A 17848-nucleotide genomic window follows, 5' to 3' on the forward strand; every position below is an offset into this window, starting at 1 on the left:
TGCCTCGCCGCGGAGCCCCGAACGTGTCCCCCCGAATCCTCATTGTCGACGATGATCCGCACATCCGCGAGGTCTTGCGCGTCGCCTTGAGCAAGGCCGGCATGGCAGTGACTGAAGCAACCGACGGCCGGGCAGCCCTTGTCAGGTTCGCCGAGGACCGGCCCGACCTCATCGTTCTCGACGTCGGCATGCCGGAGTTCGACGGCCTCGAGGTCTGCCGACGCATCCGCCGGACCTCGCAGGTGCCGATCCTGTTCCTCTCGGCGCGTGACGAGGAGATCGATCGAATCCTCGGGCTCGAGATTGGCGGCGACGACTACGTCACCAAGCCGTTCAGCCCGCGCGAGCTCGTCGCCCGGGTCAACGTCATTCTCCGGCGGGTCACCTCTGGCGGTGCGGATCGCGGGGCCGAGCCCGAGGAGCTGGTTCAGGGCAGGCTGCGCCTCGATCCGCAGCAGCACGCGGCCCGTTTCGGCGACGCGCCGATTGCCCTGACGGCGCTCGAATTCAGCATCCTGCGCACCCTCATGACCCGCCCAGCCGTGGTGTTCAGCCGCGAGCAGATCATGAGCGCGGCCTATCAGCTCAATATCCAGGTCTCGGACCGGACCATCGACAGCCACATCCGCAACATCAGGGCCAAGCTCGCCGCGGTCGATTGCGATGACGCCATCGAGACCGTTCATGGCGTCGGCTTCCGGCTCGGCCGCTGCAGCTCGCCATGATCGCGCCCAAGCCGAAGAAGAAATGGCGGCCGTCGCTCGGACAAATCGTCTTCGGCGTGCTGGCGCTGGTCGCGACCCTGCCACTTGTCGGGCTGTTCTTCTTCCGCATTTACGACAACCAGTTGATCCGCCAGACGCAGGCCGAGCTGATCGCGCAGAGCCGCGTGCTGGCCGCCGTGTTTGCCGAAGAGGTCGCCGCGCGCCTCGCATCTGGCATCCCGCTCGGGGCCGAAATTCCGCCCGAGGCGCGGCCCGACTCCGCGGACACGGTGACGCCGATCCGGCCCCTGCTCGATCTCATGGCCAACGATCTGTTCGTGCGCAGGCCCGACGCCCGGCCGGCGCCGCTTCCCGCCGACCCGGCCTATGTCGCGATCGGCGCGCGCCTGCTGCCGGTCATCCTGGAAACCCAGAAGGTCACCCTTGCCGGATTTCGCGTGCTCGATCCGCAGGGTGTCGTCATCGCCGGCCGCGACGAGGTCGGCCAGTCGCTGGCCCATATCGAGGAGATCGCCGCCGCTTTGCGCGGGCAATACAGCGCGGCCCTGCGCATCCGCATTCCGGACAAGACGCCGCCGCCGATCTATTCGATCAGCCGCGGCGTCGGCGTCCACGTGTTCTCCGCCATGCCCGTCATCGTCAATGACCATGTCGCAGGGGTCATCTACACGTCGCGGACACCGCGCAACATCTTCGAGCATCTCTATCAGGAGCGCGGCAAGTTCGTCGCCGCCGGCTCCGCCGTCGCGCTCACGACCCTGCTGGTTGGTCTCGTGGTGGCGCGCACGATCACCCGTCCGATGCACGAGCTGATCGACCGGGCCGGGCGCATCGGCCGCGGTGACCCGGCCGGCTTCCGTCCCCTCGTCCATTACGGCACGCGCGATTTCGCCGAACTATCGCAGCACTTCTTCGCCATGGCCGAGCAGCTGGCGCAGCGGTCCAATTACATCCGGAGCTTCTCTGCCCATCTGACGCATGAGCTCAAATCGCCGCTGACCTCGATCAAGGGTGCCACCGAGCTGCTGCTGGACTCTCTTGCCGGCCGTTCCGAGCCGCTGACACATGCGGAGCAGGACAAGTTCCTCACCAACATCCTGGGCGATGCCGATCGGCTGGAGGCCACGGCCCAGCGATTGCGTGAGCTCGCCCGGGCGGAAACGGCATCGCAGACCGAGCCCGGCACCGTCGCGGAGGCCGTGGGAACGCTGCAGCTGCGCTTTCCGTCGGCCAGGATCGAGACGTCAGGTCCGGTCGCGCGCAAGGTCAGTCTCTCGAACGAGACGGTGCTGATCGTGCTCGCGCATCTCGTCGACAATGCCATGCGCCACGGAGCGACGCGCGTTCGGCTCGAGGCCGAGCAGAGACAGAGCATGCTGATCGTCAGGGTCGGCAATGACGGCGATCCGATCTCGCCGGAGAACCGCGAACGGATCTTCGATGCCTTCTTCACCACGCGGCGCGACAGCGGCGGGACCGGCATGGGACTGGCGATCGTGCGCGCCATCATGGCGAGCCATGGCGGCGAGATCATGCTGCTGCCGACAAATACCGGCGTTTGTTTCGAGTTACGGCTGCCGATCGATGATGCCATCGCGGCCAAGCCATAGACCCTAGATAGTGCGGCATGCCGCGCCCTGCTTGCAGGTTGCTGCCGTGAACCTCCCCTCGATCGAAACAGGCACCAGCGAAGATCGGGGCCGTCGGCAGGAAACGCTCACCGGCTGCGGCGGCGCAGTGCCCACATTCTTCGGATCGTTCGTATACAAGCAATTTCTTTCCATTCGCAGTCCGTCGCCGGCTGCTCTTGCGGAGACGTGGCCCCATTCGCGCAATTCGCGCATGACTTGACCTTCCGACCCGCGTAAGCTCCGCCGCTATTGCACCATCGGCCGGTACTGACGCGGCCTTCGGGAGACCTTGATGACTTCGAGCCGTTTCGAGATCAATCGCCGTGCCGCACTTCTGACCTCCGCTGCCATCGCGGCGAACGTGGTCAATCCGTTCCGAGCGTTCGCCCAGGAGACCCCGCGCAAGGGCGGCGTGTTCAACGTGCACTACGGCGCCGAGCAGCGGCAGCTCAATCCGAGCCTTCAGGCCTCGACCGGCGTCTACATCATCGGCGGCAAGATCCAGGAGAACCTCGTCGACCTCGATGCCAACGGCCAGCCTGTCGGCGTGCTCGCCGAGAGCTGGGAAGCCACCCCCGACGGCAAGACCATCACCTTCAAATTGCGCAAGGGCGTTACCTGGCATGACGGCAAGCCGTTCACGTCCGAAGACGTCGCCTTCACCGCGATGAACATGTGGAAGAAGATCCTCAACTACGGATCGACGCTGCAGCTGTTCCTGACATCGGTCGATACGCCGGATCCGCAGACCGCGATCTTCCGCTACGAGCGTCCGATGCCGCTCAACCTGCTGCTCCGCGCCCTGCCCGATCTCGGCTATGTCTCGGCAAAGCACCTCTATGAGAGCGGCGACATCCGCCAGAACCCGGCGAACCTCGCGCCTGTTGGCACCGGTCCCTTCAAGTTCGTGAAATACGAGCGCGGCCAGTACATCATCGCCGAGCGTAACGCGGACTACTGGCGTTCCAACTCGCCCTATCTCGACCGCATCGTCTGGAAAGTCATCACCGACCGCGCTGCTGCGGCCGCTCAGCTCGAAGCCGGCGATCTGCACTACAGCCCGTTCTCCGGACTGACGATCTCGGACATGGCGCGGCTCGGCAAGGACAAGCGCTTCATCGTCTCGACCAAGGGCAACGAGGGCAACGCGCGCACCAACACGCTCGAGTTCAACGTCCGCCGCAAGGAGCTGGCGGACGTGAAGGTTCGCCGCGCCGTTGCGCATGCGATCAACGTGCCGTTCTTCATCGAGAACTTCCTCGGCGATTTCGCCAAGCTGGGCACCGGGCCGATCCCGTCGACCTCGACCGATTTCTATCCCGGCACGAACACGCCGCAATATCCGTACGACAAGGCCAAGGCGGCGGCGCTGCTGGACGAGGCCGGCTACAAGCCCGGCGCCGGCGGCACCCGGTTTGCGCTGAAGCTGCTGCCCGCGCCCTGGGGTGAGGACATCTCGTTGTGGTCGACCTTCATCCAGCAGTCGCTCGGCGAAGTCGGCATCGCCGTCGAGATCGTGCGCAATGACGGCGGCGGCTTCCTGAAGCAGGTCTATGACGAGCACGCCTTCGACCTCTCGACCGGATGGCATCAGTACCGCAACGATCCCGCCGTCTCCACGACCGTCTGGTACCGCTCCGGCCAGCCGAAGGGCGCGCCCTGGACCAACCAGTGGGGCTGGGACGACGCCAAGATCGACAAGATCATCGACGACGCCGCAACCGAGGTCGATCCGCTCAAGCGCAAGGCGCTCTATGCCGATTTCGTGCGCGAGGCCAATACCGAGCTGCCGGTCTGGATGCCGATCGAGCAGATCTTCGTCACGGTGATCACGGCGAAGGCGCGCAACCACTCGAACACACCGCGCTGGGGATCGTCGAGCTGGCACGATCTGTGGCTTTCCGCCTGAGCCAAAGTCGGTCAGAATGAGGCCATGCGCATCTTGAACCTTGCGGGGCGGCGACTCGCCGCCTCGATCCCTACCCTGTTGCTGATCCTGGTCGGCGTGTTTCTCCTGCTGCAGTTTGCGCCGGGCGATACCGTCGACGCGATGATGGCCCAGATGGGCGGCGGCGATGCGGCCACCGCCCGCGAGCTGCGCCGCTTCTATGGGCTGGATCTCTCGATCCCGATGCAGCTCGCAAACTATCTGTGGCGGCTGGTGCGGCTCGATCTCGGCTTCTCCGCCATCTACGGCAAGCCTGTCGCAGCCGTGATCCTGGAGCGGCTGCCGCCGACCTTGCTGCTGATGACCTCGGCCCTGTCATTTGCGTTCTTCTTCGGACTCGTCTTCGGGGTGATCGCCGCCCGCGGCGTCAACCGATGGCCGGATACGCTGATCTCGACTGTGGGCCTGGTCTTCTACGCCACGCCCTCGTTCTGGTTCGGCCTGATGGCCATCGTCGTGTTCTCGATCTATCTGCAATGGCTGCCGGCCGGCGGCTTCGAGGATATCGGCGCGGTCAGGACCGGGATCTGGCGCATGCTCGACATCGCCAGCCATCTGGTGCTGCCGTCGCTGACGCTCGGGCTGATCTTTCTTGCCATCTATCTGCGCATCATGCGCGCCTCGATGCTCGAGGTGCTCAATCTCGATTTCGTCCGCACCGCGCGCGCCAAGGGACTCGACGAGACCCGCATCATCACGCGGCACGTGCTGCGCAACGCGCTGCTGCCGATGGTCACGCTGATCGGGTTGCAGGCGGGAACGATGCTCGGCGGCTCGGTCGTTGTCGAGACCGTGTTCTCGCTGCCCGGCCTCGGACGCCTCGCCTATGAGTCCGTCGTGCAGCGTGACCTCAACACGCTGCTCGGCATCGTCTTCGTTTCCGCGTTGCTGGTGATCCTGGTCAACTTCATCACGGACCTGCTCTATGCGCGGCTCGACCCGCGCATCGCCGCGGATAGCTGAGCATGGACGCCGTGAAACGCTATTTCCGCAGTCCGGCCGCGGTGCTCGGCCTGATCCTGCTGCTGATCGTCGTGGGCATGGCGATCAGCGCCGGCTATTTCTATCCGCGCGACCCGCTCGCCCTCGCCGGCCGGCCCTTGATCTGGCCGTTCGCCAATCCACGCTTCCTGCTCGGCACCGACAATTCCGGCCGCGACATCGCGGCGCAAATCTTCTACGGCGCCCGCATCTCCCTCCTGATCGGCGGCGTCGCGACGCTCATTGCCGTGACGATCGGCGTGATGGTCGGAGCGTTCGCGGGCTACTACGGCGGCTGGATCGACAACGTGCTGATGCGCATCACCGAAGCCTTCCAGACGCTACCGAACTTCGTTCTCCTGCTGGTGCTGGTGGCGGTGTTCGGCTCGACCCTGACCACGGTCACGATTGCGGTCGGCATCGTCTCGTGGCCCGCGCCGGCGCGGCTGACGCGGGCGGAATTCCTGTCGCTGCGCGGCCGTGAATTCGTCCAGGCCGGCCGGACGCTCGGCATGCGCGACACGCAACTGATCCTGCGCGAGATCCTGCCCAATGCGCTGCCGCCGGTGATCGTCTATGCCGGCGTCGTCATGGCGGTCGCGATCCTGCTGGAGAGCGCGCTCGCCTTCCTGCGGCTGTCCGACGCCAACGTCGCCTCCTGGGGCAATCTGATCGGCCTCGGGCGCGACGTGCTGCGCGTGCAATGGTACGTCTCGGCGATCCCAGGCGTCGCCATCCTGATCACCGTGCTTGCGGTGTCGCTGGTCGGCCAGGGCCTCAACGACGCCTTGAACCCGCGGCTGAAGCAGCGATGAGTTCAACAGCGCCCATTCTCACCGTCGACCGCCTCAGCGTTCGTCTGCCGAAAGGCGCCGACCGCACGCATGCGCTCTCCGAGGTTTCGCTTTCGATCGCCGAGAACGAGATCGTCTGCATCGTCGGCGAGTCCGGCTCCGGCAAGTCGATGATGGCCAATGCCGTCATGCGGCTGCTGCCGGACGGCGTCGTTACGGATGGCGGGCGCATTCTGTTCTCCGGCCGCGATCTCTGCGCCGCCACGGCGGCCGAGATGCGCCGCATCCGCGGCGCTGACATCGCGATGGTGTTCCAGGAGCCGATGACGGCGCTCAATCCGCTGCGCACGATCGGCGATCAGATCGGCGAGGTGCTGGACATCCATACTGATCTCGCGAACGCCGAGATCAGATCGCGCGTGCTGTCGCTGTTGTCCGACGTCAACATCCCCGATCCGCCGCGCGCGGCGAAGGCCTATCCGCACGAGCTGTCCGGCGGACAGCGGCAGCGCGCGATGATCGCGATGGCCTTGGCGCTCGATCCGAAGCTCCTGATCGCCGATGAGCCGACCACGGCGCTCGATGTGACGACACAGGCCCAGATCCTCAAGCTGATCCGCGAGCTGCAGCAGCGGCGCAAGACCGCGGTGCTGTTCATCACCCATGATTTCGGCGTCGTCGCCGAGATCGCCGACCGCGTAATCGTGATGCAGCACGGCGTGGTGGTCGAGCACGGTCCCGCAACCGATGTGCTGCGCAATCCGCAACATCCCTACACGCAGCAACTGATCGCCGCCGTGCCGCCTGTCGCGGCGGCGCCGCCGCGCAAGCTGTCCGAGGAGACCATTCTTGCGCTGTCTGGCGTGTCGAAGACCTATCGCACCGGCGGCTTCCTCGGCCGCGGCGCGCGCGTGACCCATGCCGTCAAGGACGTCTCGTTGACGCTGCCGAAAGGCGCGACGCTCGGCATTGTCGGGGAGTCCGGATCCGGCAAATCCACCCTCGCCCGCTGCATCATTCGCCTGATCGATCCCGATGCGGGAGCGATCCTGCTCGACGGCGAGGACTGGGCCCGTCTGCCGCGCAGCGAGATCCGGGGACGGACGCAGCGGATGCAGATGGTGTTCCAGGATCCGTTCGCCTCGCTGAACCCGCGGCGCAAGGCTGCCGAGCTGGTGGCACAGGGACCGATCGTGCACGGCACGCCACGTGCTCAAGCTCTGGCCGAGGCGCGTGAGCTGTTCAACCTCGTAGGTCTCGATCCTTCTTCTGCCGATCGTTTTCCGCACGAGTTCTCGGGTGGTCAACGCCAGCGGATCGGGCTTGCGCGCGCGCTCGCGCTGAAACCGGCCGTGCTGGTTGCCGACGAGCCAGTGTCCGCGCTCGATGTCTCGGTTCAGGCGCAGGTGTTGAAGCTGCTCGCGAGCCTACGCGAGCGGTTAGGTCTCTCGATGATCTTCATCACGCACGATCTGCGCGTCGCAGCGCAGATCTGCGATCTCGTCGCCGTGATGAAGGACGGCATCGTCGTCGAGCACGGCCTCACGAACGACGTGTTCGGCAGCCCGCAGCATCCCTATACGCAGGCCCTGCTCGAGGCCATCCCGGGCGGCGACTTCGCCCGGACGGCGCATGGTTGAGCTCTAACCGATCTCGCGGGCGTCGCGATAGCGGTACAACAACAGCATCAGCGGCGCGAACGGCCGCAGCAGCGCGTGCGCCGGTATCGTGACCGGCTCCGTGAACGGCAGCGCCAGTTCGTTCTCCGGAACCCCGCGCACGGCTTTCGCGAGTTCGGCGCCGAGCGGAATCGTGAGCGCGACCGCGCGGCCATTGCAGCCGGTCCAGCCATAGGCGTCGGGACCGAGCCGGTGAATCCGCGGCATATAGTCGGTGGTCATGCCGACATAGCCGTTCCAGACGTAGTCGAACCTAACCTCGCCGATCTGCGGCCACAAGCGCTGCAGGCGCTCGCCGACACGCGCCTTCAACCGCTCGGCCTTGTTGCCGGGACCGATCACGGCACCGCCCGTCACCAGCCGGTGGCGGGCATCGTAGCGGGCGAAATACAGTTCGCCGTGAGTATCGGACATGGCCTGCCGCGCCGGGATGATCGTCCGACGCACATTGTCCGACAGCGGCTGCGTCGCCATCTGCCAGGACAGCACCGGCATCACCTCATGCGCAATTTGCGGAGCGAGCGCCTTCGAGAACTCGCCGCTATAGGCATTGCTCGCCAGCACGAGCGCGCGCGCCGAAATCTCGCCCTGTGGCGTGCGAACGACCCAGCGCTCGCCGTGCCGCTCGAAATTGATCACCGGCGAGCGCGCGTAGATGCGCGCGCCGAGGCCAAGCACGGTCCGCGCCAGACCCCGCGCCAGCGCCAGCGGATTGATATGGCCGCCGGTCCTGTTCCAGAAGCCGCCGTGCCATGCCTCCGAGCCCAGCATGTCGCGCGTCTGATCGCGTGACAGCAGCTCGACATCAGCACCGAACTTCGACCACTGCTTGAACCTGCGCTCGGCAATCTTGATGCGACCTGGCGTATGTACCGGCTGCACCCAGCCGGCCTGCTCGTGCTCGGCTTCGATCCCGTAGCGCCGGACGGTATCGAATAGCGCAGCCGCGCTGTCGCGCAACATGGCCACGAAGCGCTCACCGGCTGCGCCGTGACGGGCAACGAGGTCATCCGGATCAGGCCGCGACAGTGTCGGGATGACCTGGCCGTTATTCCGACCCGACGCACCCCAGCCCGGCTCCATCGCCTCGACGATGGCAACGTCGACGCCAGCCTCGCGCAGATGCAGCGCGGTCGAGAGGCCGGTGAATCCGCCGCCGATGACGACGACATCAGTCTGCACACTGCCACGAAGCTCGGGCAGATCGGGCCCGGGCGGGGTCTGCGCAGCCCACAGGGATGGCGGCCATTGAACGTTACCTGTCGTCATGCTCATCGTGGACAGCCCATCCTTGCTGGCCGACCGACCATCCTGGAGGTCGATCTTGCCTTGCGCCCAGTGCCCGGCCCCGCCGGTTGCGGCGCATGGGTCGATTGGGCATAGTTCGGCCGCCAATATGCCAAGTTCGCTGCAAGGAGACAAACGCGTGGCCCTCAAGAATGTCATTGGTATCGATCACGCGGTCGTCGTGGTGAAGGATCTCGACGCCGCCGCCGAGACCTGGAAGCGGCTCGGCTTCACCCTCTCGCCCCGCGGCACCCACAGCGCCAAGATGGGTTCAGGCAACTACACCATCATGCTCGACCCCGATTACATCGAGCTGCTGGGCATCCTTGCCGAGACCGACCACAACGTCCCGACCCGCAACTTCCTCGCACAACGCGGCGAAGGCATCGAGCGCATCGCCTTCACGGCGATCGATTCGGCCGCCGGCGCGGAGGAAATTCGCAGTCATGGATTCGAGCCGATCGGCCCGATCGACTTCGAGCGCCCGGTGCCATTGCCCGACGGCACGATCTCGGCCGCAAAATTCCGCGTCTTTCAATGGCCGGTGGCGGAGGCGCCGGGCGGCCTGCGCATCTTCGCCTGCCAGCACAAGACGCGTGAAACCGTCTGGATCCCGGAATTGATGACTCACGCCAATGCCGCCAAGCAGTTGAAGCAGGCGTTGATCGTGACGCCGGACCCAGCAAAGGATGCGGCGCACCTGTCGCGCCTGATTGATCGCGAGGGACGCACCGAGGCCGATGGCACCGTGACGGTGACGTCGGGTGGCGACCGTGCCGATTTCGTGTTCCTGACCAGGGATCAACTGGCGGCGCGCTATCCCGGTGTCTCACTCGCGGGTCTGCCCGAGCGCGGCGGCGCCGGCCTCGTGCTGGCCTCGCATGATCTGAGCGTAACCGAAAAGGCGCTCGGCGCATCCGCCGTGCGCAGCGGTGCAAGCATCGTGGTGCCGCCAGCCTCCGCAACCGGAACGCTGCTCGCCTTCGTGGGAGGCTAAACGTCGAAAGCCGGCGGCCGCGCATTCCGCGGCCGCAGCGACCTCATTCTGCCGGCTGGAACATCGCCGGACGGCCACGCTGGCTATCGAGCCAGCCGACGAGGCGATCCATGAGTCCGCCGCTCTGCTCGGACGGCTGCGCCGAAGACACGAACGGATCGCAATGGCACTTGGCACCGGCCGCGCGCGACATCTTCGCCACCGCGTCGGTCATCGCTGGTGCACCGCAGGTGTAGACGACATCGTCCGGCCTCAGCTCGGGCATGTGCTCGGTCGGACGACCGCTGCGAATCGCCGGCGAGACGTTCTGCGGCTCCGACACGATCGGGATGATCTTGACGTTCGGAAAGCGCGCCAGCCGGCACAGCGCCTGATGCATGTAGAACGATTGCAGCGTGCGCGACACCACGATGAAGACGATCTCGCGCTTTGGGTTTTCGGTGATCGCAGCGACCGCAATCGCCCACATCGGCGCAAAGCCGGTGCCACTCGCGACCAGGATGATGCGGCCGCGATGCTTCTGCCGGAAGAACGCGGTTCCGAGCGGAGCCGTCAGCTTGACGCGATGACCGACCTGGATGTCGCGGCCGAGCGCCGAAGACACCAGGCCATCCTTCAGGATGCGGATGTGCAGATACAGCAGATGGCTGTCGGGCGCACCGACCATCGGGTAGGTCGGGCTGTAGCAGCGCGTCGGAAAGCCGCGGTATTGGACCTTGGCATATTGGCCTGGGAAGAATCGCAGCGGCTTCGGCATCTCCAGCGTGACACCGACGACGTCGGGCGCGAGGCGTACGAGATCACCGACCTCGCAGTTCATGGCCACGGTGTCCGGCACCGGCTCGGTGATGATCTTCAGGTCGGACACGACGCGGGCCTGGCACGCATGTGCCATGTCGCCTTCCATGCCGCCGAACAGCTTGCCGTCGACGACAGTCACTTTGCAGGATCCGCAGATTCCGCTGCGGCAGTCATGGGGCAGATCCACACCACTGTTGATGGCGCCGTCGAGCAGGATATCGCCCACATTCGCGTAGAACGTTTCCTTGTTGTATTGGATTTTGCAAATCTTACCCATTACTGCACCTCAAGTCGCATCGGCCGGATCTGCCTCGTATGTCGGATCTGGGTGTGGTCAAAAGCCGCGACGCGCATGAAGACACCGTTCTTGATCGGAACGTCGTACTTGCTTTTCGTGTCCAATTTGCGGGCAATCTCGAGCGTCCAGTGGCCCGCGGCCCAACGCGCCGCGCAGCGGATGTCCGCGCGGTCGCCCGTGAACTCTCCGCTGATGATGACACCCGGCACGACGGTCCCGATCGGGGTCTGGGCATCCGTTTCGGCCGAATACGGCACTGATTCGGCTTCCGTCATGAACCAACGCGCCCCTTCGCTCTCGCCGATGTTCGGATCGAGATTGATCTCACCCATGGCCGCGGTCATCGCGGCAATGTCCTTCGGCAGGCGTTTTGGCCTCACGCCCCGATTTCCCAGTCTGGCAGACTCCCTGTCGATCACGAAATTGTCCGAATAGTTCGCGGTCCCCGGATCCGGCGCAAACCCGCCCTTGTAGGGCGTGAGTCCCTTGACCTGGTCGGGCGTCGGCTCGGCCGGCGGACCGAAATGATCATCGTCCATCCACCCGGTCGGACCGCCGCTCGTCGCCTTCCACAGCCACGCGTCGGCATAGAGATTCGGCGCCGGCGTGTAGTGAATGCCGCGGCCCGACAGCGTCGCTGGCTTATCCGGCATCGGCTGCGAACTCATGTGGAATGTGCGGTCTGCGGCCAGGGTGATCGGCAGCGTGGTGAACAGCAGCGAGAACTTGTCCTCGTTGAAGTCGTTCTCGTCGCCCTTGTCGAAGCCGTTCTGCAGCAGATGCCAGCCATCGGCCTTCTTGATGAGCGGCAGCTGCTTCAACGATCGAGTCGGATCTTCCCAGATGACGAGGAAATAGACCCACGTCCCGTCATGGGCCGCCTTGATCCACACGCGCGATTCGCCGGTGCCGTCGAAATTATCGCCCTGGTTGGTCGTGACCATGTGCGGCTGGATGTTGCGCCAGACGCGATCGGATGAATCGCCGTCGAGCGTCGGCGCGTCCGATGTCGGGATTCGGTACACCGTCACCGTGTCCTCGGCGTAGTAGTCGGCCGCGAACATCGCCGAGCCGATCACGATGGCTGCAGCCGTCGCGACCATGAACGGGTTGGCCTGAAAGCTCGGATTGCGGCGGCGCGAATTGCCCTTCGGCGGAGCCGGCGGCGGACGCATCCTGCCCGGCGGCATACGCTGCTCGGCGCGGCCACGCATCGGCTCTTCCATGCGTCGCGGTGCTGCCATCGGCTCACGCGCGGCGGGCCGCGCAGCAGGTGCCGGCTTCCTCGGAGGCGCCTCGCTCTCCTCCAGCTTCTCGGACTGCTCAACCAACAGCGTGAGGAGTTCGACGGGATCGAGCTTCGGCGGCGGCGGTGGCAGCGGGGCTGGCCGGAACACGCGATAGAGTTGCATCTTTCCACCGATGCTGAAGTGAACCAGGACGTGGAGCACCACGAAAGCCGGGATGACCCACGTCGCATACCAGTGGATCATCATCGTGACGTAACCGGAGGCGACGCCGAAGAAGAGCAGACCGCCGGTGACGATCAGCGTGGCCATGGAGATGAACAGCACCCAATGGAGCATCACGCTGATCGAGCCCAGCCGCGCCGGCCGACGGCCCAGCAGGCCCTTGAACCGCATCTTGTCGACGGTCACGCGACGGCCCAAACCGGACTTCGACACATAGATCATGTAGGCAACGGCCACGCTGGCCAGCACGACTCCCGCAGGCATGTGCCACGTCCAAGTCCGGTGTCGCGGCAACAGCCAATCGAGGTTGTTCGCGATCCAGGCGTGGCCCGGTGCTTCCGTGGCCATGCGAAGCCCGGTGAGGAACGCGATCACCGTGGCCCCGACCAGCAGCCAATGCAGAATGATCGTTCCATAGTCGGTCTTACGGATCTTCATGCGTGCGCCTCCCGACCTGCGCGCACGCGATCGGCGTGATTCACCGCCGATCCGGCGACCGAATTCCGAATCAGCGAGCCGGTCCAATGCAGACGGATCGGATATGCCCGGCTGCAGGATAGTTCTCGACCGAAATCCATTCCCGCATCACGCGTCCCGATGGTGATGTAGTTCAGCAACTTGTCGTCCCCCAGATTCACTCAGTGAGCAATGTTTCGACTGACTCAACGTCGACTTTCACGCCGATCATTGCCCCGCTACGCCCTTGCGCGATCGCCCGATCGCGTAGTTCAATGACCAGTTATCGCGTCCCGAGCCGGTGACGGGTTGCTCGGATCGCGCATGAACTGATTTGCTTGATCCCCCCTTGTTTTATGTAGGAGTCGTCAGACCGATTGCCCGACGCGTGACGGCCGACTGTTCGCAGACGGAACGTGCGAGCGCCCGCTGCTGCCCCTGCTCGGAATCGCATCTCTCGATCTGCTGGACGGAAGCGCATGTCGGTGTGTTGCCGCTGTTGCCGCTGTTGCCATCATCGTTCCCCGCACTACCATCGGATACCGCATGCTCGAGTTGACAACGCACATCCGTTGCACCGCACGAAGATTTATTCGCCTTCGTGGCGTCATTCGGCCCGCACCGCGGCCAATGAGCGCCGAAGCAAGGTGATAGACGGACGAATGTGTGACGCCCATCATGCATGCGCGCTGTCGCGTCGCCGCAACTCCTGAAGAATGCGAATGAATTCCTGGCGACACTGGTGATGGCGGAGGATGCCACTCTCGCTTGCAGACGGCCCGGGACGTCGAGTCCTACGCCGGTTGCAGGTGTGGAACGCTGCGACAGAATTGCCCATGCGTCCAATTGTTGCCGGAAAAACGTCTGCATCGGCTGTCAATAGCGCTGATCGAAGCATTGTCCTTTGGGAGACGCGCCTGGATGAGTCTGGCTCAAGACCGCCCGCGGATGAAAGCTGCGGCTGCCTTAACTGACCTTCTCGCCGGGAGTGACGATCCCGTAACGCGCGGATTGCGCCACGCCGTGCGGCGCATGGCCGGAATCGGCGTGTTCAGCGGCGTCATCAATATCCTCATGCTCTCAGGCTCCATTTACATGATGCAGGTCTATGACCGCGTCATTCCCAGCAAGAACATTGCGACGCTCATCGGCCTCTCGGTCATGATTCTGTTCGTCTATATGATTCAAGGCTATTTCGACGCCCTGCGAACCCGCATGCTGTGCCGGGTGGCCACGGTCTTCGACGCGGGATTGCAGGACGCAATTCATCACGCCTTGGCCACCCTGCCTCTTCGCGGCACCAAGCCGATGCTGATGCAGCAGCCGTTGCGCGATCTCGACCAGCTTCGGGCCTTCATGTCGAGCATGGGACCGACGGCGTTCCTCGACATGCCGTGGATCCCGATCTTCCTGATCGGCATGTTCCTGTTCCATCCCGTGATCGGAATCACCGCGATCATCGGAACGGCGGGAATCATCTCCATGACTCTCTTGACGGAACGACTGTCACGGCAGGCCAGCAAGTCGGCAAGCGACACCAGCGCCGCACGCCAGGTTCTCGCCGATGCCACGCAGCGCAACGCCGAGGTGATTCGCGCACTCGGTATGATGGACCGCTTCTCGACGCGCTGGAACGCCGTGAACGAGCGCTATCTGAAGGACAACATTCGCGCGAGCGACGTCTACGCCAATCTCGGATCAGCCGCGAAGGTGCTGCGCTTCATCCTGCAGTCGGGCATGCTCGGAATCGGCGCGGCTCTGGTCGTGTCGGACCAGGCATCCGGTGGCGTCATGATGGCGTCGTCCATCCTGATGGGCCGCGCCCTCGCACCTGTCGAGCTCGCGCTTGGCAGCTGGAAGCAGCTGATCGCCGCGCGTCAAGGCATCGTGCGTCTGCGCGACATCTGCAAGGCCACAGCGAGGCCCGAAGAACCGGCGGTCGCTTTGCCGCGGCCGTTCCGCGAGCTGACCGTGCAGGAATTGACCGTGGCGGCTCCCGGCACCGACCGGCCGATTGTCCAGAACGTGTCGTTTTCGATCAAGGCCGGCACCGGGCTGGCGCTGCTCGGAGCAAGCGCCTCGGGCAAGACGACGCTCTCGAAGGCCCTCGTCGGAATATGGCCTGCACTGCATGGCACGGTCCGGCTCGATGGTGCAGCTCTGGACCAGTGGAGCAACGAGGATCTCGGGAGCCATATCGGCTATCTGCCGCAGGACGTGGCGCTGTTCGACGGCAGCATTGCCGACAACATCTGTCGCTTCGACGAGAATGCGAACTCGGACGCCATTCTCAAGGCAGCGCAGATCGCCGGCGTCCACGACATCATCCTGCGGCTGCCGGAAGGCTATGCGACGCGAATCGGCCAGGGCGGCATGTCGCTGTCGGCGGGTCAGCGTCAGCGCGTCGGCCTTGCCCGCGCGGTGTATGGCGACCCGTTCCTGATCGTCCTCGACGAACCGAATGCGAACCTCGACACCGACGGCGAGAATGCACTCAGCCGCGCCATTCAGATCATGCGACAGCAGAACCAGAGCATCGTCATCGTCATCTCACATCGGCCGAGTGCGCTAAACGCACTCAACATGGCGCTGGTCCTCTACGAGGGTAAGGCCGTCGCATTCGGTCCCTGCCAGGAGATCTTCGCACGCGTCGCCGGCACCAAGGCGCCGGCCGGACCGGCCGTCACGCATGCCGCAGCCCCACCGAGGGTCGCCGCCCCTGCCGCCGCGGCGCCGAATCCGAACATGAGATCGCTTCGTCGTGCCGCCCCAGCAGAAAGCGCTTGATCAATGAAACACATCAACGATTTCAGGCCGTTCGACGACGACGACTATGTGCGACCGAAGACCCGTGCCGTCGGTCCGCAGGGCGACGCCCTGATCATGGAGCTGCAGCGGCTGCAGGGGGCTTTCGACGATGGCAGCGATGCCGACCCGCGCGACCGGCGGGGATCCCGTGACGGAGCAAAGAAGAGACGGCGCCCGCCGCCGTCGCAAGCCCGGACGAAGTCGCGCAAGAAGAAGACCAGCACGATGGGACGCGCGCTCGACGTGTCGCTGTCGCTGTTCGGCCTCGGCACCCCCGCGCCGCGGGCGCGCCGTCCCGAAGGCATCCGCGAGATGGAGTGGCAAAGGCCGGCGCCGATGCGATCTCGCGAGCCGGATATATCGCCACCGCCCCGGCAGGCTCCTGCGCGCGTGCCGGATGTTGCATCGCCATTCCTTGATCTGCAGGACGAGCGCGCGAACCGTAGCTCCAATGGTGGAATGCCGCGCGCGATGGCGCCCCAGAACCTGCCGGCCCGCATCATGCAGCCGCCGGCAGTCCCGCAGACCCGTGTCGGACGCCTGGTCGGGACCGCCGGCACGGCATTGACAACGGGCATGACGTTCATCGCCAGCCAGGGAACGGCGGCCGATCTCGACGACACGTCGGAAGAATCACTCGTTCCGCGCGTCGGCCGCATGTTCGAGAATGAGTTGCGCCTGGGCTTGCGCGTCCTACTCGTCGCCGCGGTTCTCGGTGGCGGTTGGCTGACGCTGGTGCCGCTCGCCGGCGCGATTGTCGTGCCCGGCAATCTCGTCGTGCAGTCCAACGTGAAGGCGATCCAGCATCCGACCGGTGGCATCGTCGCGGACATCAAGGTCGACAACGGAAAGCGCGTCAACGCCGGCGACCTTCTGGTGCGGCTCGATGGCACGCAAAGTCAGGCGCAGCTCCAGGCGATTACCAAGCAACTGAACGAGCAACGCGCCAAGATCGCCCGCCTCACGGCTGAGCGCGACGGTCTGGAGCAGCCGGAATATCCGACGACGCTGACGTCACGTGCGGATGATGCGCATGCTCGCGCGGTCATCGCCTCGGAGAACGCGCTGTTCAAGGCCCGCGCGGTCACCCGCAGGAGCCAGAAGGAGCTCCTGCAAGGGCGCATCGTCCAGCTGAACAACGAGATCGCCGGCATGGAGTCGCAGCTCGAATCGAAGAACAAGCAGATCGATCTGATCAAGGGCGAATTGGCCGGTGTTCAGGATCTCTACGACAAACGTCTGGTGCCGCTGACTCGCCTGACGACGCTGCAGCGGGAAGCTGCACGGATCGACGGTGAACGCGGCCAGTTGGTGTCCAGCGTGGCGGAGACCAAATCCAAGATCAGCGAAGCCGAACTGCAGACCGTCAAGATCGACCAGGACTTCCGCAGCGAGGTCGTCAAGGATCTCGGCGAGTCGCAGGCCAAGGAGGGCGACCTCGTCGAGAAGGGTGTCGCGGCGCGCGATCAGCTGGATCGAATCGAGATGCGAGCGCCGAACTCCGGAACCATCCATCAGCTCGCCATCCATACGATCGGCGGCGTGATCAAGCCCGGCGAGACCGTCATGGAGCTGGTGCCGGATTCGGACGAGTTGCAGGTCGAGGCCCACGTCCAGCCCAAGGACATCGATCACGTCCACACCGGACAGGACGCGCTGGTCAACTTCAACGCCTTCAACCAGCGCACCACGCCAAAGCTGAGTGGGCAGGTTTCGTTCGTCTCGCCCGACACCACCAACGATCAGCGGACGGGCTCGTCCTTCTACACGGTGAGGATCACGTTGTCGGAAGAGGAGCGCCAGCGCCTCGGCGGCGTCAATCTCATGCCGGGCATGCAGGCCGAAGTTTATGTTCAAACGGGTAGCCGCACGATGCTGAGCTATCTGATGAAGCCGATCACCGATCAGTGGCGCCGCGCCTTCGTCGAGCAGTAGACCCGAAATGCCACGGCCTGCGTCCCTCCTTGCGGA

12 protein-coding genes are annotated in these 17848 nt (G+C 64.9%); 9 read left to right on the forward strand and 3 right to left on the reverse strand.

The window, feature by feature from the left end; all coding sequences use genetic code 11:
• The first annotated feature begins 23 nt into the window (after positions 1 to 23).
• From LQG66_RS05890 to LQG66_RS05915, 6 genes are all read left to right on the forward strand, one after another.
• Positions 24 to 725, forward strand: coding sequence for a response regulator transcription factor (locus tag LQG66_RS05890; protein WP_231324371.1), 702 nt, complete (start codon positions 24 to 26; stop codon positions 723 to 725).
• Positions 722 to 2335, forward strand: coding sequence for a sensor histidine kinase (locus tag LQG66_RS05895; RefSeq protein ID WP_231324372.1), 1614 nt, complete (start codon positions 722 to 724; stop codon positions 2333 to 2335). Before LQG66_RS05890 ends, LQG66_RS05895 begins: the two co-directional genes overlap by 4 nt.
• 313 nt (positions 2336 to 2648) lie before the next feature.
• Positions 2649 to 4265 carry an ABC transporter substrate-binding protein gene (locus tag LQG66_RS05900; RefSeq protein WP_231324373.1) on the forward strand — a complete coding sequence of 539 codons (1617 nt, stop codon included), beginning with the start codon at positions 2649 to 2651 and terminating at the stop codon, positions 4263 to 4265.
• Positions 4266 to 4289: 24 nt separating this feature from the next.
• Positions 4290 to 5267 carry an ABC transporter permease gene (locus LQG66_RS05905; RefSeq protein ID WP_231324374.1) on the forward strand — a complete coding sequence of 326 codons (978 nt, stop codon included), beginning with the start codon at positions 4290 to 4292 and terminating at the stop codon, positions 5265 to 5267.
• A gap of 2 nt (positions 5268 to 5269) precedes the next feature.
• On the forward strand, positions 5270 to 6100 hold the full coding sequence (locus LQG66_RS05910) for an ABC transporter permease (protein ID WP_231324375.1): 831 nt from the start codon (positions 5270 to 5272) through the stop codon (positions 6098 to 6100).
• Positions 6097 to 7719: an ABC transporter ATP-binding protein gene (locus LQG66_RS05915; protein ID WP_231324376.1), complete on the forward strand. Its 1623-nt coding sequence runs from the start codon at positions 6097 to 6099 to the stop codon at positions 7717 to 7719. Before LQG66_RS05910 ends, LQG66_RS05915 begins: the two co-directional genes overlap by 4 nt.
• Positions 7720 to 7722: 3 nt before the next feature.
• Here LQG66_RS05915 and LQG66_RS05920 read toward each other — a convergent pair whose 3' ends face one another.
• The gene (locus tag LQG66_RS05920; RefSeq protein ID WP_231324377.1) at positions 7723 to 9033 is read right to left on the reverse strand and encodes an NAD(P)/FAD-dependent oxidoreductase; all 1311 of its coding nucleotides are present in this window, start codon (positions 9031 to 9033) and stop codon (positions 7723 to 7725) included.
• A 151-nt stretch (positions 9034 to 9184) separates the two neighbouring features.
• On the opposite strand from LQG66_RS05920, the gene LQG66_RS05925 reads away from it, so the two are divergent.
• Complete coding sequence (locus LQG66_RS05925) at positions 9185 to 10042, forward strand: VOC family protein (RefSeq protein WP_231324378.1); 858 nt, start codon at positions 9185 to 9187, stop codon at positions 10040 to 10042.
• A 43-nt stretch (positions 10043 to 10085) separates the two neighbouring features.
• Here LQG66_RS05925 and LQG66_RS05930 read toward each other — a convergent pair whose 3' ends face one another.
• Together LQG66_RS05930 and LQG66_RS05935 are read right to left on the reverse strand one after the other, a co-directional pair.
• Positions 10086 to 11120, reverse strand: coding sequence for a 2Fe-2S iron-sulfur cluster-binding protein (locus LQG66_RS05930; protein WP_231324379.1), 1035 nt, complete (start codon positions 11118 to 11120; stop codon positions 10086 to 10088).
• On the reverse strand, positions 11120 to 13051 hold the full coding sequence (locus LQG66_RS05935) for an ethylbenzene dehydrogenase-related protein (protein WP_231324380.1): 1932 nt from the start codon (positions 13049 to 13051) through the stop codon (positions 11120 to 11122). Before LQG66_RS05935 ends, LQG66_RS05930 begins: the two co-directional genes overlap by 1 nt.
• A 1050-nt stretch (positions 13052 to 14101) precedes the next feature.
• Here LQG66_RS05935 and LQG66_RS05940 point away from each other — a divergent pair.
• A complete protein-coding gene (locus LQG66_RS05940) occupies positions 14102 to 15856 on the forward strand; it encodes a type I secretion system permease/ATPase (RefSeq protein ID WP_231324381.1) in 1755 nt (584 codons plus the stop codon).
• A 3-nt stretch (positions 15857 to 15859) separates the two neighbouring features.
• Positions 15860 to 17812 (forward strand): HlyD family type I secretion periplasmic adaptor subunit, encoded by a 1953-nt coding sequence (locus tag LQG66_RS05945; protein WP_231324382.1) that lies wholly within the window; start codon positions 15860 to 15862, stop codon positions 17810 to 17812.
• Positions 17813 to 17848 lie beyond the last annotated feature (36 nt).

Origin of the sequence: Bradyrhizobium ontarionense (assembly GCF_021088345.1) — a bacterium.
In the GTDB taxonomy this organism is placed as follows: Bacteria; Pseudomonadota; Alphaproteobacteria; order Rhizobiales; family Xanthobacteraceae; genus Bradyrhizobium; species Bradyrhizobium ontarionense.

Coding starts and splice junctions, on each gene's coding strand:
- LQG66_RS05895 (WP_231324372.1), top strand. CDS start 722: ATGATCGCGCCCAAGCCGAAGAAGAAATGGCGGCCGTCGCTCGGACAA.
- LQG66_RS05900 (WP_231324373.1), top strand. CDS start 2,649: ATGACTTCGAGCCGTTTCGAGATCAATCGCCGTGCCGCACTTCTGACC.
- LQG66_RS05905 (WP_231324374.1), top strand. CDS start 4,290: ATGCGCATCTTGAACCTTGCGGGGCGGCGACTCGCCGCCTCGATCCCT.
- LQG66_RS05910 (WP_231324375.1), top strand. CDS start 5,270: ATGGACGCCGTGAAACGCTATTTCCGCAGTCCGGCCGCGGTGCTCGGC.
- LQG66_RS05915 (WP_231324376.1), top strand. CDS start 6,097: ATGAGTTCAACAGCGCCCATTCTCACCGTCGACCGCCTCAGCGTTCGT.
- LQG66_RS05920 (WP_231324377.1), bottom strand. CDS start 9,033: ATGAGCATGACGACAGGTAACGTTCAATGGCCGCCATCCCTGTGGGCT.
- LQG66_RS05930 (WP_231324379.1), bottom strand. CDS start 11,120: ATGGGTAAGATTTGCAAAATCCAATACAACAAGGAAACGTTCTACGCG.
- LQG66_RS05935 (WP_231324380.1), bottom strand. CDS start 13,051: ATGAAGATCCGTAAGACCGACTATGGAACGATCATTCTGCATTGGCTG.
- LQG66_RS05940 (WP_231324381.1), top strand. CDS start 14,102: ATGGCCGGAATCGGCGTGTTCAGCGGCGTCATCAATATCCTCATGCTC.
- LQG66_RS05945 (WP_231324382.1), top strand. CDS start 15,860: ATGAAACACATCAACGATTTCAGGCCGTTCGACGACGACGACTATGTG.